Source organism: Acinetobacter sp. R933-2, assembly GCF_030325485.1.
Taxonomy (GTDB): domain Bacteria; phylum Pseudomonadota; class Gammaproteobacteria; order Pseudomonadales; family Moraxellaceae; genus Acinetobacter; species Acinetobacter sichuanensis.
This window is the reverse complement of record NZ_JACAIJ010000005.1, coordinates 135,358-153,205: the sequence shown is the minus strand read 5'-3', so window position 1 is coordinate 153,205 and position 17,848 is coordinate 135,358. Positions and strand designations below refer to the sequence as shown.

Annotated in this window: 16 protein-coding genes; 7 read left to right on the top strand and 9 right to left on the bottom strand. The window is 37.4% G+C overall.

Annotated elements, in window-relative coordinates; translation table 11 throughout:
* Nucleotides 1–31 precede the first annotated feature (31 nt).
* The 6 genes from benE to catA all read right to left on the bottom strand — a co-directional run bounded on the left by benE (nt 32) and on the right by catA (nt 6,253).
* Nucleotides 32–1,249 (bottom strand): benzoate/H(+) symporter BenE, encoded by a 1,218-nt coding sequence (gene benE / locus HX005_RS07625; RefSeq protein ID WP_286376891.1) that lies wholly within the window; start codon nt 1,247–1,249, stop codon nt 32–34.
* 135 nt (nt 1,250–1,384) lie between these two features.
* Nucleotides 1,385–2,170: a benzoate diol dehydrogenase BenD gene (benD, locus tag HX005_RS07620; RefSeq protein WP_107008675.1), complete on the bottom strand. Its 786-nt coding sequence runs from the start codon at nt 2,168–2,170 to the stop codon at nt 1,385–1,387.
* A gap of 79 nt (nt 2,171–2,249) precedes the next feature.
* Entirely contained in the window at nt 2,250–3,266 is a 1,017-nt protein-coding gene (gene benC / locus HX005_RS07615) for a benzoate 1,2-dioxygenase electron transfer component BenC (RefSeq protein WP_107008676.1), read from the bottom strand.
* 78 nt (nt 3,267–3,344) lie between these two features.
* Nucleotides 3,345–3,845, bottom strand: a complete 501-nt coding sequence (gene benB / locus HX005_RS07610; protein ID WP_107008677.1) for a benzoate 1,2-dioxygenase small subunit — start codon at nt 3,843–3,845, stop codon at nt 3,345–3,347.
* Nucleotides 3,842–5,242 carry a benzoate 1,2-dioxygenase large subunit gene (gene benA / locus HX005_RS07605; RefSeq protein ID WP_107008678.1) on the bottom strand — a complete coding sequence of 467 codons (1,401 nt, stop codon included), beginning with the start codon at nt 5,240–5,242 and terminating at the stop codon, nt 3,842–3,844. Before benA ends, benB begins: the two co-directional genes overlap by 4 nt.
* A 90-nt stretch (nt 5,243–5,332) precedes the next feature.
* Complete coding sequence (gene catA, locus HX005_RS07600; RefSeq protein WP_286376890.1) at nt 5,333–6,253, bottom strand: catechol 1,2-dioxygenase; 921 nt, start codon at nt 6,251–6,253, stop codon at nt 5,333–5,335.
* Between the two features lie 249 nt (nt 6,254–6,502).
* On the opposite strand from catA, the gene HX005_RS07595 reads away from it, so the two are divergent.
* The 3 genes from HX005_RS07595 (at nt 6,503) to HX005_RS07585 (ending at nt 10,739) form a co-directional block, all read left to right on the top strand.
* Nucleotides 6,503–7,420 carry a LysR family transcriptional regulator gene (locus HX005_RS07595; protein ID WP_107008680.1) on the top strand — a complete coding sequence of 306 codons (918 nt, stop codon included), beginning with the start codon at nt 6,503–6,505 and terminating at the stop codon, nt 7,418–7,420.
* A 550-nt stretch (nt 7,421–7,970) separates the two neighbouring features.
* Entirely contained in the window at nt 7,971–9,344 is a 1,374-nt protein-coding gene (locus tag HX005_RS07590; protein WP_107008681.1) for an MFS transporter, read from the top strand.
* Between the two features lie 102 nt (nt 9,345–9,446).
* Complete coding sequence (locus HX005_RS07585) at nt 9,447–10,739, top strand: DcaP family trimeric outer membrane transporter (protein ID WP_286376889.1); 1,293 nt, start codon at nt 9,447–9,449, stop codon at nt 10,737–10,739.
* A gap of 121 nt (nt 10,740–10,860) precedes the next feature.
* Here the strand turns inward: HX005_RS07585 and HX005_RS07580 are convergent, their stop codons facing one another.
* Nucleotides 10,861–11,733, bottom strand: a complete 873-nt coding sequence (locus tag HX005_RS07580) for a DMT family transporter (protein WP_286376888.1) — start codon at nt 11,731–11,733, stop codon at nt 10,861–10,863.
* A gap of 137 nt (nt 11,734–11,870) precedes the next feature.
* Here HX005_RS07580 and HX005_RS07575 point away from each other — a divergent pair, with 137 nt between their 5' ends.
* Nucleotides 11,871–13,259, top strand: coding sequence for an aminotransferase-like domain-containing protein (locus HX005_RS07575; protein WP_286376887.1), 1,389 nt, complete (start codon nt 11,871–11,873; stop codon nt 13,257–13,259).
* A 10-nt stretch (nt 13,260–13,269) separates the two neighbouring features.
* Here the strand turns inward: HX005_RS07575 and HX005_RS07570 are convergent, their stop codons facing one another.
* Complete coding sequence (locus HX005_RS07570) at nt 13,270–13,707, bottom strand: hypothetical protein (RefSeq protein ID WP_286376886.1); 438 nt, start codon at nt 13,705–13,707, stop codon at nt 13,270–13,272.
* A gap of 135 nt (nt 13,708–13,842) precedes the next feature.
* Between HX005_RS07570 and HX005_RS07565 the strand changes: the two genes are divergently transcribed.
* Complete coding sequence (locus tag HX005_RS07565; RefSeq protein ID WP_286376885.1) at nt 13,843–14,466, top strand: class I SAM-dependent methyltransferase; 624 nt, start codon at nt 13,843–13,845, stop codon at nt 14,464–14,466.
* Nucleotides 14,467–14,483: 17 nt separating this feature from the next.
* On the opposite strand, the gene HX005_RS07560 is transcribed toward HX005_RS07565, so the two are convergent.
* Nucleotides 14,484–15,962 (bottom strand): phospholipase D family protein, encoded by a 1,479-nt coding sequence (locus tag HX005_RS07560; RefSeq protein WP_286376884.1) that lies wholly within the window; start codon nt 15,960–15,962, stop codon nt 14,484–14,486.
* A gap of 192 nt (nt 15,963–16,154) precedes the next feature.
* Between HX005_RS07560 and HX005_RS07555 the strand changes: the two genes are divergently transcribed.
* Together HX005_RS07555 and HX005_RS07550 are read left to right on the top strand one after the other, a co-directional pair.
* Entirely contained in the window at nt 16,155–17,264 is a 1,110-nt protein-coding gene (locus tag HX005_RS07555) for an S-(hydroxymethyl)glutathione dehydrogenase/class III alcohol dehydrogenase (protein WP_286376883.1), read from the top strand.
* 139 nt (nt 17,265–17,403) lie between these two features.
* On the top strand, nt 17,404–17,838 hold the full coding sequence (locus HX005_RS07550; RefSeq protein WP_286376882.1) for a putative hemolysin: 435 nt from the start codon (nt 17,404–17,406) through the stop codon (nt 17,836–17,838).
* Nucleotides 17,839–17,848: the final 10 nt, after the last annotated feature.

Below are 17,848 nucleotides of genomic sequence, written 5' to 3'. Positions count from 1 at the left end.
AAGCTGATTTGAGTGAGCTTCATGCTATTTTTTATTTTGCGTTGGCAGCTTCAGTCTGGTTTTGTGCTGTGTTCTGACGTTTTGTCAAAATTACATGTGCCACGATACCAATACAAATGCCCCAAAATACTGAACTGAGACCTAAGAAGCTCATTCCTGAAGCCGTTGCTAAAAAAGTCAGTAAAGCAGCATCACGTTGACTTTCATTTTTCATTGCAGCAGAGATGTTAATCGCAATCGCACCCAGTAAGGCTAAACCTGCTAATGCAGCGACTAATTCTTTGGGTAATAATGTAAAAAGCATCACAATGCTTCCTGCAAATAAACCACCTAATATATAAAAAATACCATTGGCAATCCCTGCAATATAACGTTTTTCTTTCAGTTCATGTGCATCTTTACCCATACAAAGTGCCGCAGTAATCGAGGCAAGAACAATGGTAATTCCACCCACGCATGCAACAGCCATAGATGCCAGACTGGTTGCTGTGATGATCGGTTTAGCAGGGGTGTCGTAGCCACTTAACTTCATAATCGCCATACCGGGTAGAAATTGCCCAGATAAGCTCACCAATGTCAGCGGAATAGCAAGGTTAAGCGTTGAGTTCCAAGTCCATTCAGGCATGATGAATTGTGGAATAGCGAGAGAAAAATCGACATCAACGGGATTCATTTTGCCTAAAGCTAAACTTAAAATCACACCTGAAACAAGCACAAAAACCATGGCATAACGAGGGCTGAGTCTTTTTGCCACCAAATAAACCAAAAGCATGCCAAAAACAATCATTGGCATGGTGTCTGTGGCTTTAAATAAACCTAGCCCAAACTGAAATAAAATACCTGCCATCATGCCTGCGGCAACATCTTGTGGAATCCATTTGAGTAATTTATCAAAAGAACCTGAAATTCCAATCAAGAAAATAATCACTGCGGATGTGATATATGCAGCAACAGCTTCATTGAGTGATATATGTGGAAATAGTGTGACCAATAAAGCTGTTCCGGGAGCAGACCACGCTGTGATCACAGGAACTTTAAATTTAATGGATAAAAATATTCCAGCAACCGCAGCACCAATAGAAATGCCCCAGATCCATGAAATCATCATGGCATTGCTGACATTGGCTTGTTGTGCTGCTTGGAAAAAGATAATGAGTGGACCTGAGTACGAAATCAAGACTGCTAAGAAACCAGCAACTGTAGCTGAAATTGACCAGTCCTGTTTTAGGGTCTTAAACAGGGTTGCCATTGGGCATTTGCCTCCATGCGTGTTTAATTCAATGATCCTGCTGAATTGTGTTTAAAATTATGTAGCATTTAGAAAAAGTTAAATCCACATCGTAATGTAGATTTAAGTATTTAAAAAATAAAATGGGTGATCGGTTTAGCCCTGATCTCCACCACCGACAGGAACGACAGTACCTGTAATATAAGATGAGTCATCTGAGGCTAAAAATAAAATCGCATTCACTTGTTCTTGGATCGTGCCGTAGCGTCCTAAGAAAGTTCGATCAATGGTTTGATCAACCACTTGTTGCATCCATTGTTTTTCATTTTCAGACAAAGGATTGCTGTTACGTGGTACTTTTCGAGGTGGTGCTTCGGTGCCGCCTGTTGCTACAGCATTGATACGGATACCATCTTTCGCATGTTCAAAAGCCATTGCAGCAGTTAAGGCATTTACACCACCTTTAGATGCAGAATAAGGTACACGGTTAATACCACGTGTCGCAATTGAAGATACATTAACAATCGTACCTTTCTGATTCTTCAACATTTCTGGTAAAACTGCACGACAGCACCATAATGTTGGGAATAAAGAACGATTCACTTCCTTAATAATTTCTTCTTCAGAAAATTCTTGGAAGGGTTTCATCCAAATTGCACCACCGACATTGTTGATTAAGACATCAACACGACCGTATTTTTCAATTGCTTTAGCCACAACAGATTGAGCGCCTGCAAAAGTTTCTAAATCTGCTTTAATCGTGATCGCATCACCTTGATGCTGCAAAATTTCAGCTAAAACTTCATCTACAATTTCAGAGCGATCTGCGAGGATCACTTGTGCGCCTTCAGCAGCAACTTGCAGCGCAACACCACGACCAATCCCTTGAGCAGCACCTGTAACAATAACAACTTTATTTAAAAATCTTTGACGATCTGACATTTTTTTCTCCATGCTCAATTTTTTAAAACCGAATATTTAAAAACCTCGTTTTGAGTGCAAAACGAGGTTTGTGGAAAGCTTAGTTCGCAGAGAATTTTTCAAATAAGAAGTTTGCAGGTTTTACACCTTCTTGGTCTAACCAGCCACGAACGGCTTCGACCATTGGAACTGGACCACAAAGGTAAACGTCAACATCACCACCATTGAGCCATTCATTTTCAATATGACCTGTCACATAACCTTTACGTTCATGCGTAGAGTCAGCATGTGCTACAACAGTGCGATATTCAAACCATGGTAATTTTGCTTGTAACTCGTTAAGTTTTTCAATGGCAACTAAGTCAAAATCATTGGTTACACCGAAAACAAGACGTACAGGTTGTTCAGAACCTTTTTCTTCTAGAACTTGTAGCATTGACATAAATGGTGCAATACCTGTACCACCTGCAAGCATAAGAACAGGGCGAACAACATTACGTAAATAGAAGCTACCAAAAGGACCTGTGAATGTCATTTTGTCGCCAGCTTGAGCATTGGCACTTAAAAACTCGCTCATCTTACCATTAGGTACATTACGCACAACAAAGCCTGTTAAGCGGTTGCCTGGTTTTGAACTAAATGAATAAGAGCGTGTTTCTGCTGTGCCTGGTAGCGCAACATTGACATATTGTCCTGCAAGGAAATGAATATCTGGCTGACCTTCATCGAGTTGAATATCAAAGGTAATGGTCGATTCAGATAAGTTTTCTACACGTGCTAAAGTGCCTTGGAACTCGTGAATCTGAGTTTTACAGACATCAGAAGTTGCCTGAATCTGGAATACTGCGTCTGAAGTTGGTTTACATTGGCAAGCTAAAATATAGCCTTCTTCTGCTTCTTCAGGTGTTAAAGCATCTTCAATATAGTTTTCTTCAGGCATGTCATAAGAGCCAGACTCACAAAACGCACGACACGTTCCGCAAGCACCATCACGGCAATCTAAAGGAATGTTAATTTTTTGACGATATGCAGCATCTGATAAGGTTTCACCTTGAGCGACACTGATAAAACGCGTTACGCCATCTTCAAATTGAAGTGCAACATTATGGTTTGACATGGCTAGAATCCTACTTAAATTTTGATACTTCTGACATTCGCCAAATGGGAGTTTGACGAATGCCATCCTTGTTTGTTTTTAGAGGTGGTAGATATCAATGACTTGATTGATATAGTCATTTTTAAGTACAACGTATTTACTTAAAATCTGTGGTTGTTCACCTGAAAAATCAATTTCATAGCGAGACATACCAAAATAGCTATAACTGTTTTTATAACGGAAGCTCAATGTATTCCAGTTAAAACGAACAGTGACTTTATCGCCATCACGTTCAACAACTTCTACGTTAGCAATGTTGTGTGCAGTACGTGTATTTGGCATGGTTGCAGAAGAGCGTTCAGTTTTAATACGGAACACACGATCTTCTAAACCTTGACGGTCAGGATAATAAATCAATGAGATCTCAGCTTGAGGATCTTCAGTAAGTTTGTCATCGTCATCCCAAGCTGGCATCCAAAATGATGCAGATGGTGCATAACACTGTAACCATTCATCCCATTGTTCATCGTCTAGAAAACGAGCTTCACGATAGAGAAATTGTGCAATATTTTCTAATGATGCTTTGTCTTGCGCGCTCATGCATTTTCTCCTTGTGCAGACGTTTCTAACTCAGCCAATTCTTTTTCAGCTGCGATGGCATGTTTCATGGTTTTTAACCAATATTGATGTTGAGCAAGGTATAAGCCTTCATCTTCAGTTTTGATACAGCTTAATGCTGGTTTTAAACCAATTTCATTTGCAGCATCATCTGGACCTTGAATCCAATGTTTAGAACCACGGCACATGTCGTTCCATTCAAGTTCAATACCTGCATAACCTGCTTGACATGCGCGGAATTCTTCAAGGTCATCTGGTGTTGCCATGCCTGAAGCATTAAAGAAGTCTTCGTATTGGCGAATACGACGAGCACGTGCTTCAGGTGCTTCACCGACAGGCGCGATACAATAAATCGTAACTTCTGTTTTATTTACAGAGATTGGACGTAATACACGGATTTGTGAACCGAATTGATCCATCAAATATACGTTAGGATATAAACATAAGTTACGTGAACGCTCGATCATCCATTTAGACATCGCCGCGCCGTATCTTTCTGTATATTCTTCAGCTTTAGGGAAGTTTGGACGGTCTTCTGGGTTTGCCCATTGTGTCCAAAGTAACATATGACCGTGATCAAAACCGTAAGAACCACCGCCTTGTTTACCCCAAGAACCTGCGCTCATTGCACGAACATTATCAAGCTCTTGTTGCTTTTCTTTACGCTGTTGCGTTGTTGCTGCATAGTTCCAATGTACCGCAGAAACGTGATAACCATCTGCACCATTTTCAGCAGTGAGTTTCCAGTTACCTTCATAGGTATAGGTTGATGCACCACGTAAAACTTCTAAACCTTGTTCAGATTGGTCAACAATCATATCAATGATTTTTGTAGTTTCACCTAAAAATTCTTCTAATGATGGAACATCTGGGTTTAAGCTACCGAATAAGAAACCTTTATAGTTTTCAAAACGCGCAACTTTTTTCAGATCATGAGAGCCTTCTTGGTTGAAGCAATCTGAATAACCTGCTTCGCTTGGATCTTTAACTTTAAGTAATTTACCTGAGTTATTAAATGTCCAACCATGGAAAGGGCAAGTATAAGTTGCTTTATTACCACGTTTATTACGGCAAAGCTGAGCGCCACGGTGTGAACACGCATTAATCATTGCGTTCAATTCACCATTACGGTTACGTGCGATCAGAATCGGTTGACGACCAATATAAGTTGTATAGTAGTCATTGTTTTTTGGAATTTGGCTTTCATGTGCCAAATACACCCAATTTCCTTCGAAAATATATTTCATTTCTAGGTCAAAAAGGGCTTGGTCTGTAAATACTGAACGATGAAGTTTAAATTCACCTGTTTCATAATCATCTACAAGAAGCTCATCAATACGATCAAGATGGCTGGTATTAATCACTGGAATACGTGGCATGTCCGTTCTCCGACTGTCCAAATGTGGGCAAGTCACCGAAATATGTTTAAATATATTTCGGTTCCAAAAGCGCTTTAAATAAAAGGGAAATTATGCAGAAGCTCGACGACGTTCAACTTCGGTTGATGGCGCTTGAACTTGTTCTTTGACTAACTGAATATTGAATGTAATGTGTTTGAAAGCTTTGTTTAAACCACGACGCGCGATTTCAGCTTCGTCTGTGACATCTTCTGCGACTGCGACTAAACCATCACGTGTTGCAAATGCAAAGTCATCCCACAGGTACTGATCACCTTCGATATTAAATTGAGTGGTGAGTTTGCGATAACCTGGTGCAGAAACAAAATAATGAACATGAGAAGGACGGTTACCATGACGACCCAGTTTATCAAGTACAAACTGAGTTGTACCTTCTGGTGGACAGCCGTAACCTACAGGCATAGTCGTCTGAGCGACATATTGACCGTTGTTATCAGATAAAACTGTACGACGTAAATTAAAATCAGACTGAGATTTATCAAAGAATGAATAATTACCTAAGCTGTTTGCGTGCCAGATTTCAACTTTAGCACCTTCAATCAGTTGACCATTGGTATCTGTCACTTGACCTTCAATAAATAAAGTATCAACGTGATCAGACTCAGAACCATCGTCCATACGTGTGAAACCAATCGACTCAGGAGCACCTGCTACATACAGTGGACCTTCAATCGTACGCGGTGTTCCACCTGAGATGCCTGCTTTAGCGTCGGCTTCATCGGCACGTAAATCGAGATAATGTTCTAAACCAAGACCCGCAGCAAGTAGCCCAAGTTCATTTGCTTTACCTGCATCGGTAAAGTACTCAAGTCCTTTCCAAATTTCAGTTGCAGATAAATCAAGGTCTTCGATGGCTTGGAATAAGTCACTGACAAGACGGACGACGACTTGTTGCACACGAGCATCGACAACACCTGTGGCAGTGTCAACATTCATTTTTTTAACAAGTTCATTAATTTCTTGACGATTCATACTATCTATGCTCCTAGAGTATGAGGTCATCCTGAGCGACAAGCATTCCTTTTTGTAGCTGGCTGACAGGCTGGCCCAAATTTGATCACAACAACATGATTAGGCTTTTAAATCTCTAGAATAAAATTCCGTTTAAAAAAACTTCACTTTGTTGCTAATTTACTTCATGCTATATACCTTAAATGAATGAATTAGGTCTTGTCGAAGATCAATTATGTATTTTTTTATACTTCAAAGGTATTCGCTGTCATGGAACTTAGACACCTTCGCTATTTTGTTGCTGTTGTTGAGGAGCAAAGCTTTACAAAAGCAGCAGAAAAATTGTTTATTGCTCAACCACCTTTGAGCCGTCAGATTCAAAATTTAGAAAATGAGTTGGATGTTCAACTATTTATACGAGGAAGTCGCCCTTTAAAAACAACAGAAGCAGGTCAATTTTTCTATCAACATGCCGTTAAACTTTTGTCTAATGCTGAAGAAGTAAAGAGCATGACCAAGCGTGTTGGTCTAGCCGATCGCACATTAAATATTGGTTTTGTTGGTTCATTATTGTTCGGTTTGTTGTCAAATATTGTCTATTTATTTAAGCAACAAAACCGTGATGTCAAAATAGAAATGGTTGAAATGACCACAACAGATCAAATTGAGGCATTGAAAGAAGGACGTATAGATGTCGGATTTGGACGTTTAAGAATTTCAGACTCAGCAGTAAAACGCGTTTTACTACGAGAAGAACCGTTAATGGTGGCGGTGCATGGAAGTAGTCCTTTAGTACGCCAATATAAAGATGGAATTTACTTGGCAGACTTATTAGACCAGCATATTTTGCTATACCCAAACCACCATAAACCAAACTTTTCAACACAGATTCGTCATTTATTTTCAGAGTATGGACTCGACTTAAAAAATGCACGAGAAGTACGCGAGTTACAACTTGCTTTAGGTTTTGTTGCTGCTGCTGAAGGCATCTCAATTGTCCCAAGCAGTGCCCAAAATATACATTTATCCCATCTGCACTTTATACCTTTATTAGATGATGCTGCGGTGAGTCCAATCTTTATGGCAATGCGTAATATGGATGAAAATAATGATATTCACTCTTTATTTGATTGTGTTTATCAGGTTTATGACCTTGAGCAGATTGAATATGAGCGCCGCGTTCTCTAAAGAAAAATAATTTTGTGCTTAAAATTTAAACATACGTGCTTTTTATTTCAAGATAAATAGCACTTATTTTTTTGAATTGTTTATTTTTAATACATATTAAATTTGAAGTAGAATAATATTTCATCACTAAATATAGACCTTTGTCGCAATATAATCATTAACTGATTAGAAAATCTATTCAATATTATTATATTTATAAAAAATCTTACAAAAGAGCAGAAAATAATATAATGAGTTATTTAAAGATTAAACATCATAAGGCAAGAATTAAAATAAGACGATTTAAATTTTTTGTGAAAAAACCCTATTAAAATTCTCTTAATATGATTTTTTTAAATAAAATCCAAAATAGCGGTTAAAACCGTTCGTCATTTTGTAGAACTGCTTAAAAAAGCAGTTATTTAATTATAAGCTATTGTTATTTATATAATAAAAATAAAACCTACTTTTTAGGTATAGATTTATACGCAATTGGTTTTGGACATTAAAAACACTTTAATCCATTGTTTGAGAAATTTTCTACCGTTCACGCGCAGGAGGCGCAAAGTGTATGGCGAATTTAAATATAAATACAATTGTGGATGAAGCGAAGTTCACCCCATTTCATTGGAACGTATTAATTTGGTGTTTACTGATTATTATTTTTGATGGTTATGATTTAGTTATTTATGGCGTTGCATTACCATTATTAATGCAAGAGTGGGGATTATCTGCTGTACAAGCAGGTATGCTCGCAAGTACCGCCTTATTTGGCATGATGTTCGGTGCAATGTGCTTCGGAACCTTGTCAGACAAACTAGGTCGTAAAAAAACCATCATGATTTGCGTTGCAATTTTTAGTGGGTTTACTTTTTTAGGCGCATTTGCTTCCAACCCAATTGAATTTGGTATTTTACGTTTCCTTGCAGGCTTAGGCATTGGTGGGGTCATGCCAAACGTTGTGGCACTCATGACCGAATACGCACCCAAAAAAATTCGCAGTACATTAGTTGCTGTGATGTTTAGTGGTTATGCCATTGGTGGTATGACATCTGCATTATTAGGCGCGTGGTTAGTAACAGACTATGGTTGGAAAATCATGTTCTATATTGCCATTATTCCATTTGTTGCCTTGCCATTAATTTGGAAGTTTTTACCTGAATCCCTCATGTTCTTGACCAATAAGGGGAAAACTGAACAAGTCCGTCAAACTGTACAAAAAATTGCACCAGAAAAAAATATTTCTGCTGATACTGTATTTGTACTGAATGAAGCAACTGTAGGCGATGAAGCGCCATTACGTGCTTTATTCCAACAAGGGCGTACTTTCAGTACCTTGATGTTCTGGGTCGCTTTCTTTATGTGTTTACTGATGGTTTATGCATTAGGCAGTTGGCTACCAAAACTAATGATTCAAGCAGGTTACTCGCTTGGTGCAAGTATGATTTTCTTATTTGCATTAAATATTGGTGGGATGGTCGGTGCAATTGGTGGTGGGGTGTTATCAGACCGTTTCCATTTAAAACCTGTATTAACCATTATGTTTGCAGTTGGTGCAATCGCATTAATTTTACTTGGATTTAAGAGCCCACAAGCAGTTTTATATACACTGATTGCAATCGCAGGTGCGGCAACCATTGGTTCACAAATTTTACTTTATACTTTTGTTGCACAGTTTTATCCAGCCGCTGTACGTTCTACAGGCATGGGATGGGCTTCAGGCATCGGACGTATTGGTGCAATTGTAGGACCTGTATTAACAGGAGCGTTATTAACTTTACAATTGCCACATCAAATGAATTTCTTAGCAATTGCAATTCCAGGGGTAATCGCAGCACTCGCAATTTTCTTGGTGAATTTGAAAGCATCGGTAGACCAAAGCAAAGAGACTCGTCCTTCTGCCTCGGTTAAAAATGGATCAACAATAGAGTCATCTGTCAATTAAACTAAAGAAAAATAATTTAAGTTTTCTTTATCTTATTGAATCAGATACATTTATTCGTGGCATCAAAGGATGATGCCACTATCATCAAGAAATGAGGTTTGGATGAATACTCATAAGAAATTTTTTAAAGTAAAAACGCTTCTATTGGCTATGGGTGTATGTAGTACTGCGCTAACGCATGCAAAAGATGTGAATCCTGAAATTGAACAATTGCGTAATGAGATTAGTGAATTACGCCAACTGTTAAATCAGCAGACACAACAGCAGCAACAGCAAGCAGTACAATTGCAAAACTATCAGGAAGAAAAAGTTCAACTCGCAGCAAATACAACACGCGGTGGTTTGGCTTTAACTAAAGGTGGCGCTGAAATAAGCTTTTATGGAAATGTACGAGCTGATCTTCAATATCAAATTGAAGGTGGTCCAGCGAATAGACTATATAACCAAATCAGCACAGTTGCTTTAGATGGTGTCAATGAAAATAGCGACAACCTAAAATCAACCTTGTCGGCTACACGTTTTGGTTTTGATTTTAAAACGCCAACTCAAGTCGGTGATGTCGGTGGTAAGCTTGAAGTTGACTTCTTAGGCGGCTCGTCTTTAGATACCTTACGTATTCGTCATGCTTATTTAACCTATGGAAATTGGTTGGTTGGTCAGACATGGTCAAACTTTGCACCTGTAGATTTTATGCCTGAAGTCGTTGATGCACTTGGTTTTGTCGGTGGTTCAGTTAAACGTACACCACAGGTTCGTTATACGCAAAAATTAAATGCAGATACTAACTTTGTCTATGCTTTAGAAGACTCTAAAGATAGCAGTTCAGATATGCGTTTACCTGCTTTGACAGCACGACTTAACCATAAAATAGTGGATAATTTATCACTTGGTGCGCGTGCAATGGTGACTGAAAAACGTACCAAAGCAGATGAGCAAACAGCATGGGGTGTAGGTGTAGGTTTAAAATATGATGTAACACCAACTACAACATTGAAGGCGGACTACTACCATGTCAATGGTGACAGTAGTTTCGTGTCATGGACAAACCAAGGTTTTGTGACTGATGCGAATAATCAGATTCTTGAAACCAATGAATTTGATTCTATTACCTTCGGTATTACTCAACAGTTCAATGAAAAACTGCGTGGTACTTTGGCTTATGGTTATATGAAAGCGGATCAAAATGACCGTTATATCAATGCCCTTGCAGATAAAACCAAAGCCAACAAAGACTTATGGCAAGCATGGGGTAACGTATTTTATAGCCCAGTTAAACCACTCAGCTTTGGTGTTGAATATGTTTACGGTGAGCGTGAAGCATTTGGTGCAGCACCAAATGGCAGCAAAACAGGTGAAGATAATCGTGTAAATGCGGTGGCAATGTATAACTTCTAAGTTAAAGTTATATGAGTTAAAAGAGTTCCAATAAGTCGATATATAAACCTATTTTGACTTATTGGACTTTTATTTTACACATGATATTTTTAAAAATAAGAACATATTTTAGATGAAAAAGTTAAGCATATTTCTTTGCAAGTAGTACACAAATGAAGACCAGACAACTGACCATAAGCATGCTCATCGTGACTTGTTCACCCAATAAAAAAGCTGAAAGCATTAAGCCAATCAAAGGCTGTAATAATTGAATTTGCCCTATTTTTGCAATACCCCCAAGTGCTAAGCCTTTATACCAAAAGAAAAAACCGATTAACATACTAAAGATAGCAACATAAAAGAGTGCTAAAAATTCAGTAGTTTTAATGCCTGTAAAACTTTGAGGAAAATAATAAATGGTTAAGGGTGCCATGATTGGAAAAGTTAAAATAAGTGCCCAACAAATCACTTGCCAGCTACCTAATTCACGAGATAAATATCCACCTTCAGCATAACCTAGCCCACATAAAATAATCGCAACCAACATATAGGCATCACCAATTGCGATATCTTGGGTTGTACTCTGGCTGAACATAAAGATCAGTACAAAACTGCTGCCGAGTAGGGCAAATAACCAAAATTGAATACTAGGTTTTTCATGTGCTCGAAACACACCAAAAATTGCGGTTGAAAGTGGTAATAAACCAACAAAAACAATGGCACGAGATGAAGGAATACTTTGTAATGCTAAAGCAGTAAACAAAGGAAAACCAAGTACAACACCCAAAGCAACAAGACTTAAAGATTTTACTTGAGAAATACTGGGATATTTTAGTTGAAATTTATAAGAAAATAGCAAACAAAAAAGTCCCAAAACTGCTGCAATTGTAGCTCGGGCTACCGTGAGAAATTCAGGACTAAATCCTTGTACTGCAATACGTGTAGCAGGAAGTGAAGCTGCAAAAATTACAACGCCAATTAAACCATTGAGCCAACCTATATTTTGACGATTCATATTTTAAAATCTTGACAAATAAGGCTTATTTAAAGCTTTTATCTTTTTTGAAAAAAGCCACAGTACAATACAATAAAAAGAAACTGTTATGCTTCTGTATGCAGTACAATTTGAAAAAATAGACCAAAGTGCAGCCCATGACGATCAGTAAAATTGAACGAGTCATTGCTTTTATTCAGCAAGAGATTAGCAATAAAAAACTCATAGCAGGTACACGTTTAATGTCTGTGCGACAGCTTGCGCAACATTTAAACTATTCAGTCTCTACAGTGGTTGAGGCTTATGCGCGCTTAGTGGCTGAGGGTTTAATTGAGGCACGAACAGGCTCGGGTTATTATGTATCAACAAAGATGCAGGTCATTCACAATATTGAAAAACCTGTACAATACGAACGTGAAGTAGATCCTTTATGGATTTCACGCCAATCCCTAGAGGCTAAATCTGATGTCATTAAAGCAGGGTGTGGGTGGCTACCTGTGGAATGGATGCCTGAGTTAAGTCTTCGCCGAGCACTCAAACAGGTTGCCAAAGCAGAAGCTTCTCTTTTGGTTGATTATCCTATTCCACATGGTCATTTAGGTTTAAGACAATGGATCGCGCGAAAAAACAAAAAATATGATCTTGAATTGAGCGTTTCTCAAATCTTAATGACCGATTCTGCCACACAAGCAATTGATTTATTATTTCGAAAATTGTTAAAAGCAGGAGATGTCATTTTAGTGGATGATCCATGTTATTTTAATTTTTTAGCTTTAAGTCAAGTACATGATTTACACGTTATTTCAATTCCATTTACTGAGCATGGTCCAAGCGTACAGCATTTTCAGCAAGCATTATTATATCAACCCAAAATTTATTTAACGAATTCAGGCATCCATAACCCAACAGGTGCAACATTATCTATTGCACATGCGTATCAAATTGCAAAATTAGCAGAACAGGCAAATTTAATCATTATTGAGGATGATATTTTTGCTGAGTTTGAACAGATCCCAGCACCACGTTACTCATCTTTAATGGGATTTGAGCGCGTTATACAAATAGGCAGCTTTTCTAAAACAGTAACGGCGGCTATTCGTTGTGGTTATATTATTTCACATGAAAAATTTATTGATGAATGTATTGATTTAAAAATTGCCACCAATTTTAGTGGTGGGCATTTAAATGCAGAAATTATTTATCAAGCTTTACTTGATAGTAGCTATAAAAAACATCTGGATAACTTACATAAAAAATTATTAAAAACAATGCAGCTCACGATTCAATCATTGGCTAAACTTGGAATTGAACCTGTGATTATTCCTAAAGCAGGCATTTTTTTGTGGTGTCAGTTACCAAAACAGATGAATGCTTCAGTTTTATCAAAATTATGCTTGAAACAGGGTGTTATTTTAGCACCAGGAAACTCATTTAGTCAGTCACCTGATGCAGGGCAATTTATGCGTTTTAATGTTGCACAATGTGGGTATAAAAAAGTATTTGATGTTTTAGAAAGTGCAATGGAGGAAATGAAGAATATTCAATGAATATCATTGTTTAATCAGTATATTCTACATAATCCCAAAGGTTTAAACGGGCTTTAATTTCACTACGAATATTTGGTAATAAGGGTAAAAGTGTACCATCTATCCACAAGCTAAATGCTTGCGTTGAGATTTTTCGTTGTGCCGCATCAATAAGATGTACACCTTTGACCACAATCAAAGTTTGCTCAGAAACAACAGTTTCAATTCCTTTAAATAAAACCTGTAAGCTGTGACCTGTGTCAATGATTTGCCATTCTAGTTCTATTTCTATGTTTTTATTAGACTTTAAAATAGCTTGACCTTCAAGAAAATCATTTGTAGATAGACAGTCATGATCTACTCTTACTTTACTTAAAAACCACTTCTGCATTTTTAACTCATCTAAAGTGTGGTGGGGGATTAAAATATCATCAAGATTAAATTTTTGGCTTAAATCGAAAAATTGCATGGGAGGAAAACTTATAACAAAATAAACAATGAAAAATCATATTTTATGCCAAGCATTGTTTAGAGTAAAACCTTTGCAATACTTGGCTATTATTCTGTATAAAGAAACATCACTGATTGATTAGGCTTTATTTTGATGGCGATACAACAAGTTGCAAGCCCTATAGATCTTCGTAATCCCCAAGATGCAGCTTTATGGGCAAGCGAGGCAAATGAAAAAAGACCGTGGCGTTATGAATTTTTTAATTATTATTCACGTTTAATTAATAATTTGAATATTCAACCTATTTCTATTTTAGAGTTAGGTTCTGGTCCTGGTTTTCTGGCTCAATATTTATTAGAAAAGTGTGAAAATATTGATTATAGTGCTTTAGATTTTTCTGAAGCCATGCATGAGCTATCAAGAAGTAAATTATCAGCACAGCAGTTAGAAAAGACCACTTTTTATGTGGCAGATTTTAAAACAACAACGTGGGCAGATCATTTACCACAATATGATGTGATTATTATTCATCAAGCTTTGCATGAGCTGCGACATAAATCTTATGCCTTAAACTTTCATTGCCAAGTCAGAAAATTATTAAAACCTACAGCCATTTATTTGGTATGTGATCATATTTTTGCACCACATGCGATGCAAAATCATGATTTATATATGTCTACACAAGAACACGTTCAAAGTTTAAAGTCAGCAGGTTTTAAAGATATCGACTTGGTAATGCAAAAAGAAAGTTTGTGTTTATTTGAGTGCAAAGCTTGACTGTTGTGATGACTAACTTACATCATCCATTCAATCGGTAAATATGAGACACTATGCATCACACCACGCTGAAAACGTGTTGTTTCGGGTTCTTGAGTGTATTTTTTGATGCTGCCATCGGGTTTGTGGTCATACCAATTGATTTTGCCTTGTGAGTCGAGTTTAAGTTCATAGGCAACTTTTAATAGATAGGTATCAAGTAATAATGACACTTGTTCTTGCAGTTGATCTGACTCAACGACTAAGCCAACTTCAGTATTTAAGTTAAAAGAACGAGGATCAAGATTAAAAGAACCAATAAAAACTTTATTGTCTATATCAATAAATTTGGCATGTAAGCTTGATTTATCTTTACCTTTTTTAGGAATAACATTCCCTGTAACTACTTCATACCAAGTTCGATTTTTGCGTTCAATATAAGGTTTAAACTCATAGAGTTTTACACCACTTTTCAATAAATCTGTACGATATTTTTGATAAAAAGCATGAACTAATGCAACATCATTTGCGACAAAAGAGTTGGTCAGAACGCGAACATCAACGCCTTGCTTGGGGAATTGTGCTAAATATTGTGTACCTACTTTCGTTGGAACAAAATAAGCTGAAATTAAGTCCATTTCTTGTTTAGGTTCACCTAAATGTTGACGAATTTGGTGAGAAATTAATTCGCCATTTTGGGCTTGCCCTAAGGTTTTTTTAGGTGAATCTGCAAGGAAATGTGCGCGTGCCCAATTGATACGATTTTGCTTCAGCTCATTTGCGAGTTCTCGTTGTTCTGTATCCACTTTTGTATCGGTTTCAGGCTCTTTTTTTTCTAATTTTTGATAGTCTAATCTTAACTTTTCTAGATCTTTAGCATTGCCTTGAGTAATAAATTGTTGATTTGGATAGCTTAAATCATTTTTCCAAAAGTTTGAAAATACAGTATTTGCATCATGTACTGCTGTACCAAAAAATAAAATATCCATATCTGTAAACTGGAAGGATTCACTGGCATCAAAATATTCACTGCTAATATTACGTCCGCCAGTGACAGCAATAATACCATCGGCAATGATCAGCTTATTGTGCATACGATGGTTAATTTGCTTTAAACGGAAAATATAATCTAAAACTCTGAAGTGTCTAAATTTATAGGGATTATAGAGTTTAATTTCAATATTGGGATGTGTGCTTAATGCCTTTAATTGAGGGTCTATTTTTGTACCATTTTGGTCATCAATGAGTACACGAACTTTTACACCACGATCAGCCGCTTTAAGTAATTCATGTAGCATCAGATTGCCAATAAAATCATCAGCCCAAATATAGTACTGTAAGTCTAGGCTAGATTTTGCGTGACGAATTAAGTGAATACGAGCAGCAATACTTTGAAATGCATCACTCATGGCTAAATAAGCAGTTAAACCTTGTTGTAGTTGATTTTGAGTATTTTCCCCATTCAGCCAATGTTCACTATGAATCTGAATTTCATTGCTGGGTTTCGATTGATTCATAGGCAAACTGCATCCTGACAAAAAAGACAAACTTAGTGTGAGTGCAATTGAAGCGTGGGAAAATTTCATTCTTATTGAATAAATTGTTAAATTTTAATAAATCATAACACTAGTTATTGGTTGAATCATCAAATGAAAAAAGGTTACTGTAGCTAATCTGTTAAAGAACGACCCTATGAAGGATGATAGTGTATGAAATCACGTGCAGCGGTGGCATTTGCGCCAGGAAAACCTTTGGAAATTGTGGAGATTGATATTGCTCCACCACAAAAAGGTGAAGTGTTGGTTAAAATTACCCATACAGGTGTATGCCATACAGATGCATTTACCTTATCAGGCGATGATCCAGAAGGTGTATTTCCAGCAGTACTGGGGCATGAAGGTGCAGGCATTGTGGTGCAAGTGGGCGAAGGCGTAACCTCTGTTGCTGTGGGTGATCATGTTATTCCACTTTATACCGCAGAGTGTGGTGAATGTTTATTTTGTAAGTCAGGTAAAACCAACTTATGTACAGCAGTACGAGCAACGCAAGGTAAAGGTGTAATGCCTGACGGCACAACACGTTTTTCATATAATGGCGAGCCAATTTATCACTATATGGGATGTTCAACTTTTAGTGAATATACCGTTGTTGCTGAGGTATCATTAGCAAAAATCAATCCTGATGCAAATCCTGAGCATGTATGTTTACTTGGTTGTGGTGTAACCACAGGCATTGGCGCAGTACATAATACAGCGAAAGTACAAGAAGGCGACTCAGTTGCTGTCTTTGGTTTAGGTGGGATTGGTTTGGCTGTAGTACAAGGCGCTCGTCAAGCAAAAGCAGGACGTATTATTGTTGTCGACACCAACCCAGATAAATTTAAACTGGCTGAAGAATTTGGCGCAACTGATTTCTTAAACCCTAAAGATTATGATCAACCCATTCAACAAGTGATTGTAGAAATGACGGGTTGGGGTGTTGACCATTCATTTGAATGTATTGGTAATACCAATGTAATGCGTTCAGCACTTGAATGTGCCCATCGTGGTTGGGGTCAATCTGTGATTATCGGTGTTGCGGGTGCAGGTCAAGAAATTTCAACGCGTCCGTTCCAATTGGTGACAGGACGTAAATGGATGGGAACAGCATTTGGTGGGGTTAAAGGGCGTAGTCAATTGCCGGGTATGGTTGAAGATGCAATGAAAGGTGAGATTCAATTGGAACCTTTTGTCACACATACAATGGGCTTGCAAGAGATCAATGAAGCATTTGATTTAATGCATGAAGGCAAGTCAATTCGTACAGTGATTCATTTTTAAACTTCAAATCACAATTGTTAAAACTTTAAAATCAGCAGAGCCAAAGTTCTGCTGATTTTTTATTAATTTTGCAAGAATTTGACATTAAATTTCTATAAGTTTGCTAGTCTAGTGCCTTTATTTTGACTTTAAATTATTTATGAAAAATATTGTATTTTCTAGTGTTATTCTACTTTCCTTAAGTGCCTGTTCTACTGTTCAAAATCAACAGGAAGCAGCACCATTGATTGGGATGCCAAATCCTGCAAGTCAGTATTGTATTGAACAGGGCGGAAAGTTAGAAGTTGTGAAAGATGCGCAGGGTGAATCTGCCTATTGTCATTTGCAAAATGGTGAGAAAATTGAAGAATGGGCGTTATTTCACCAAAATCAAGCACAATGTGTTGCAGATGAAGCTAAAAAACTGATTGGTCAATCAAACTTATCAGATGAGATTATTAAGCAACTCACTCATGCTCAAAATATTCGTCATATACAACCAAATGATGCTGTGACACAAGACTATCGTGTGGAGCGAATTACCATTATCACTGATCCAGCCACACAAAAAATTGTGCAAGCAAATTGTGGTTAAGTACGAAAAT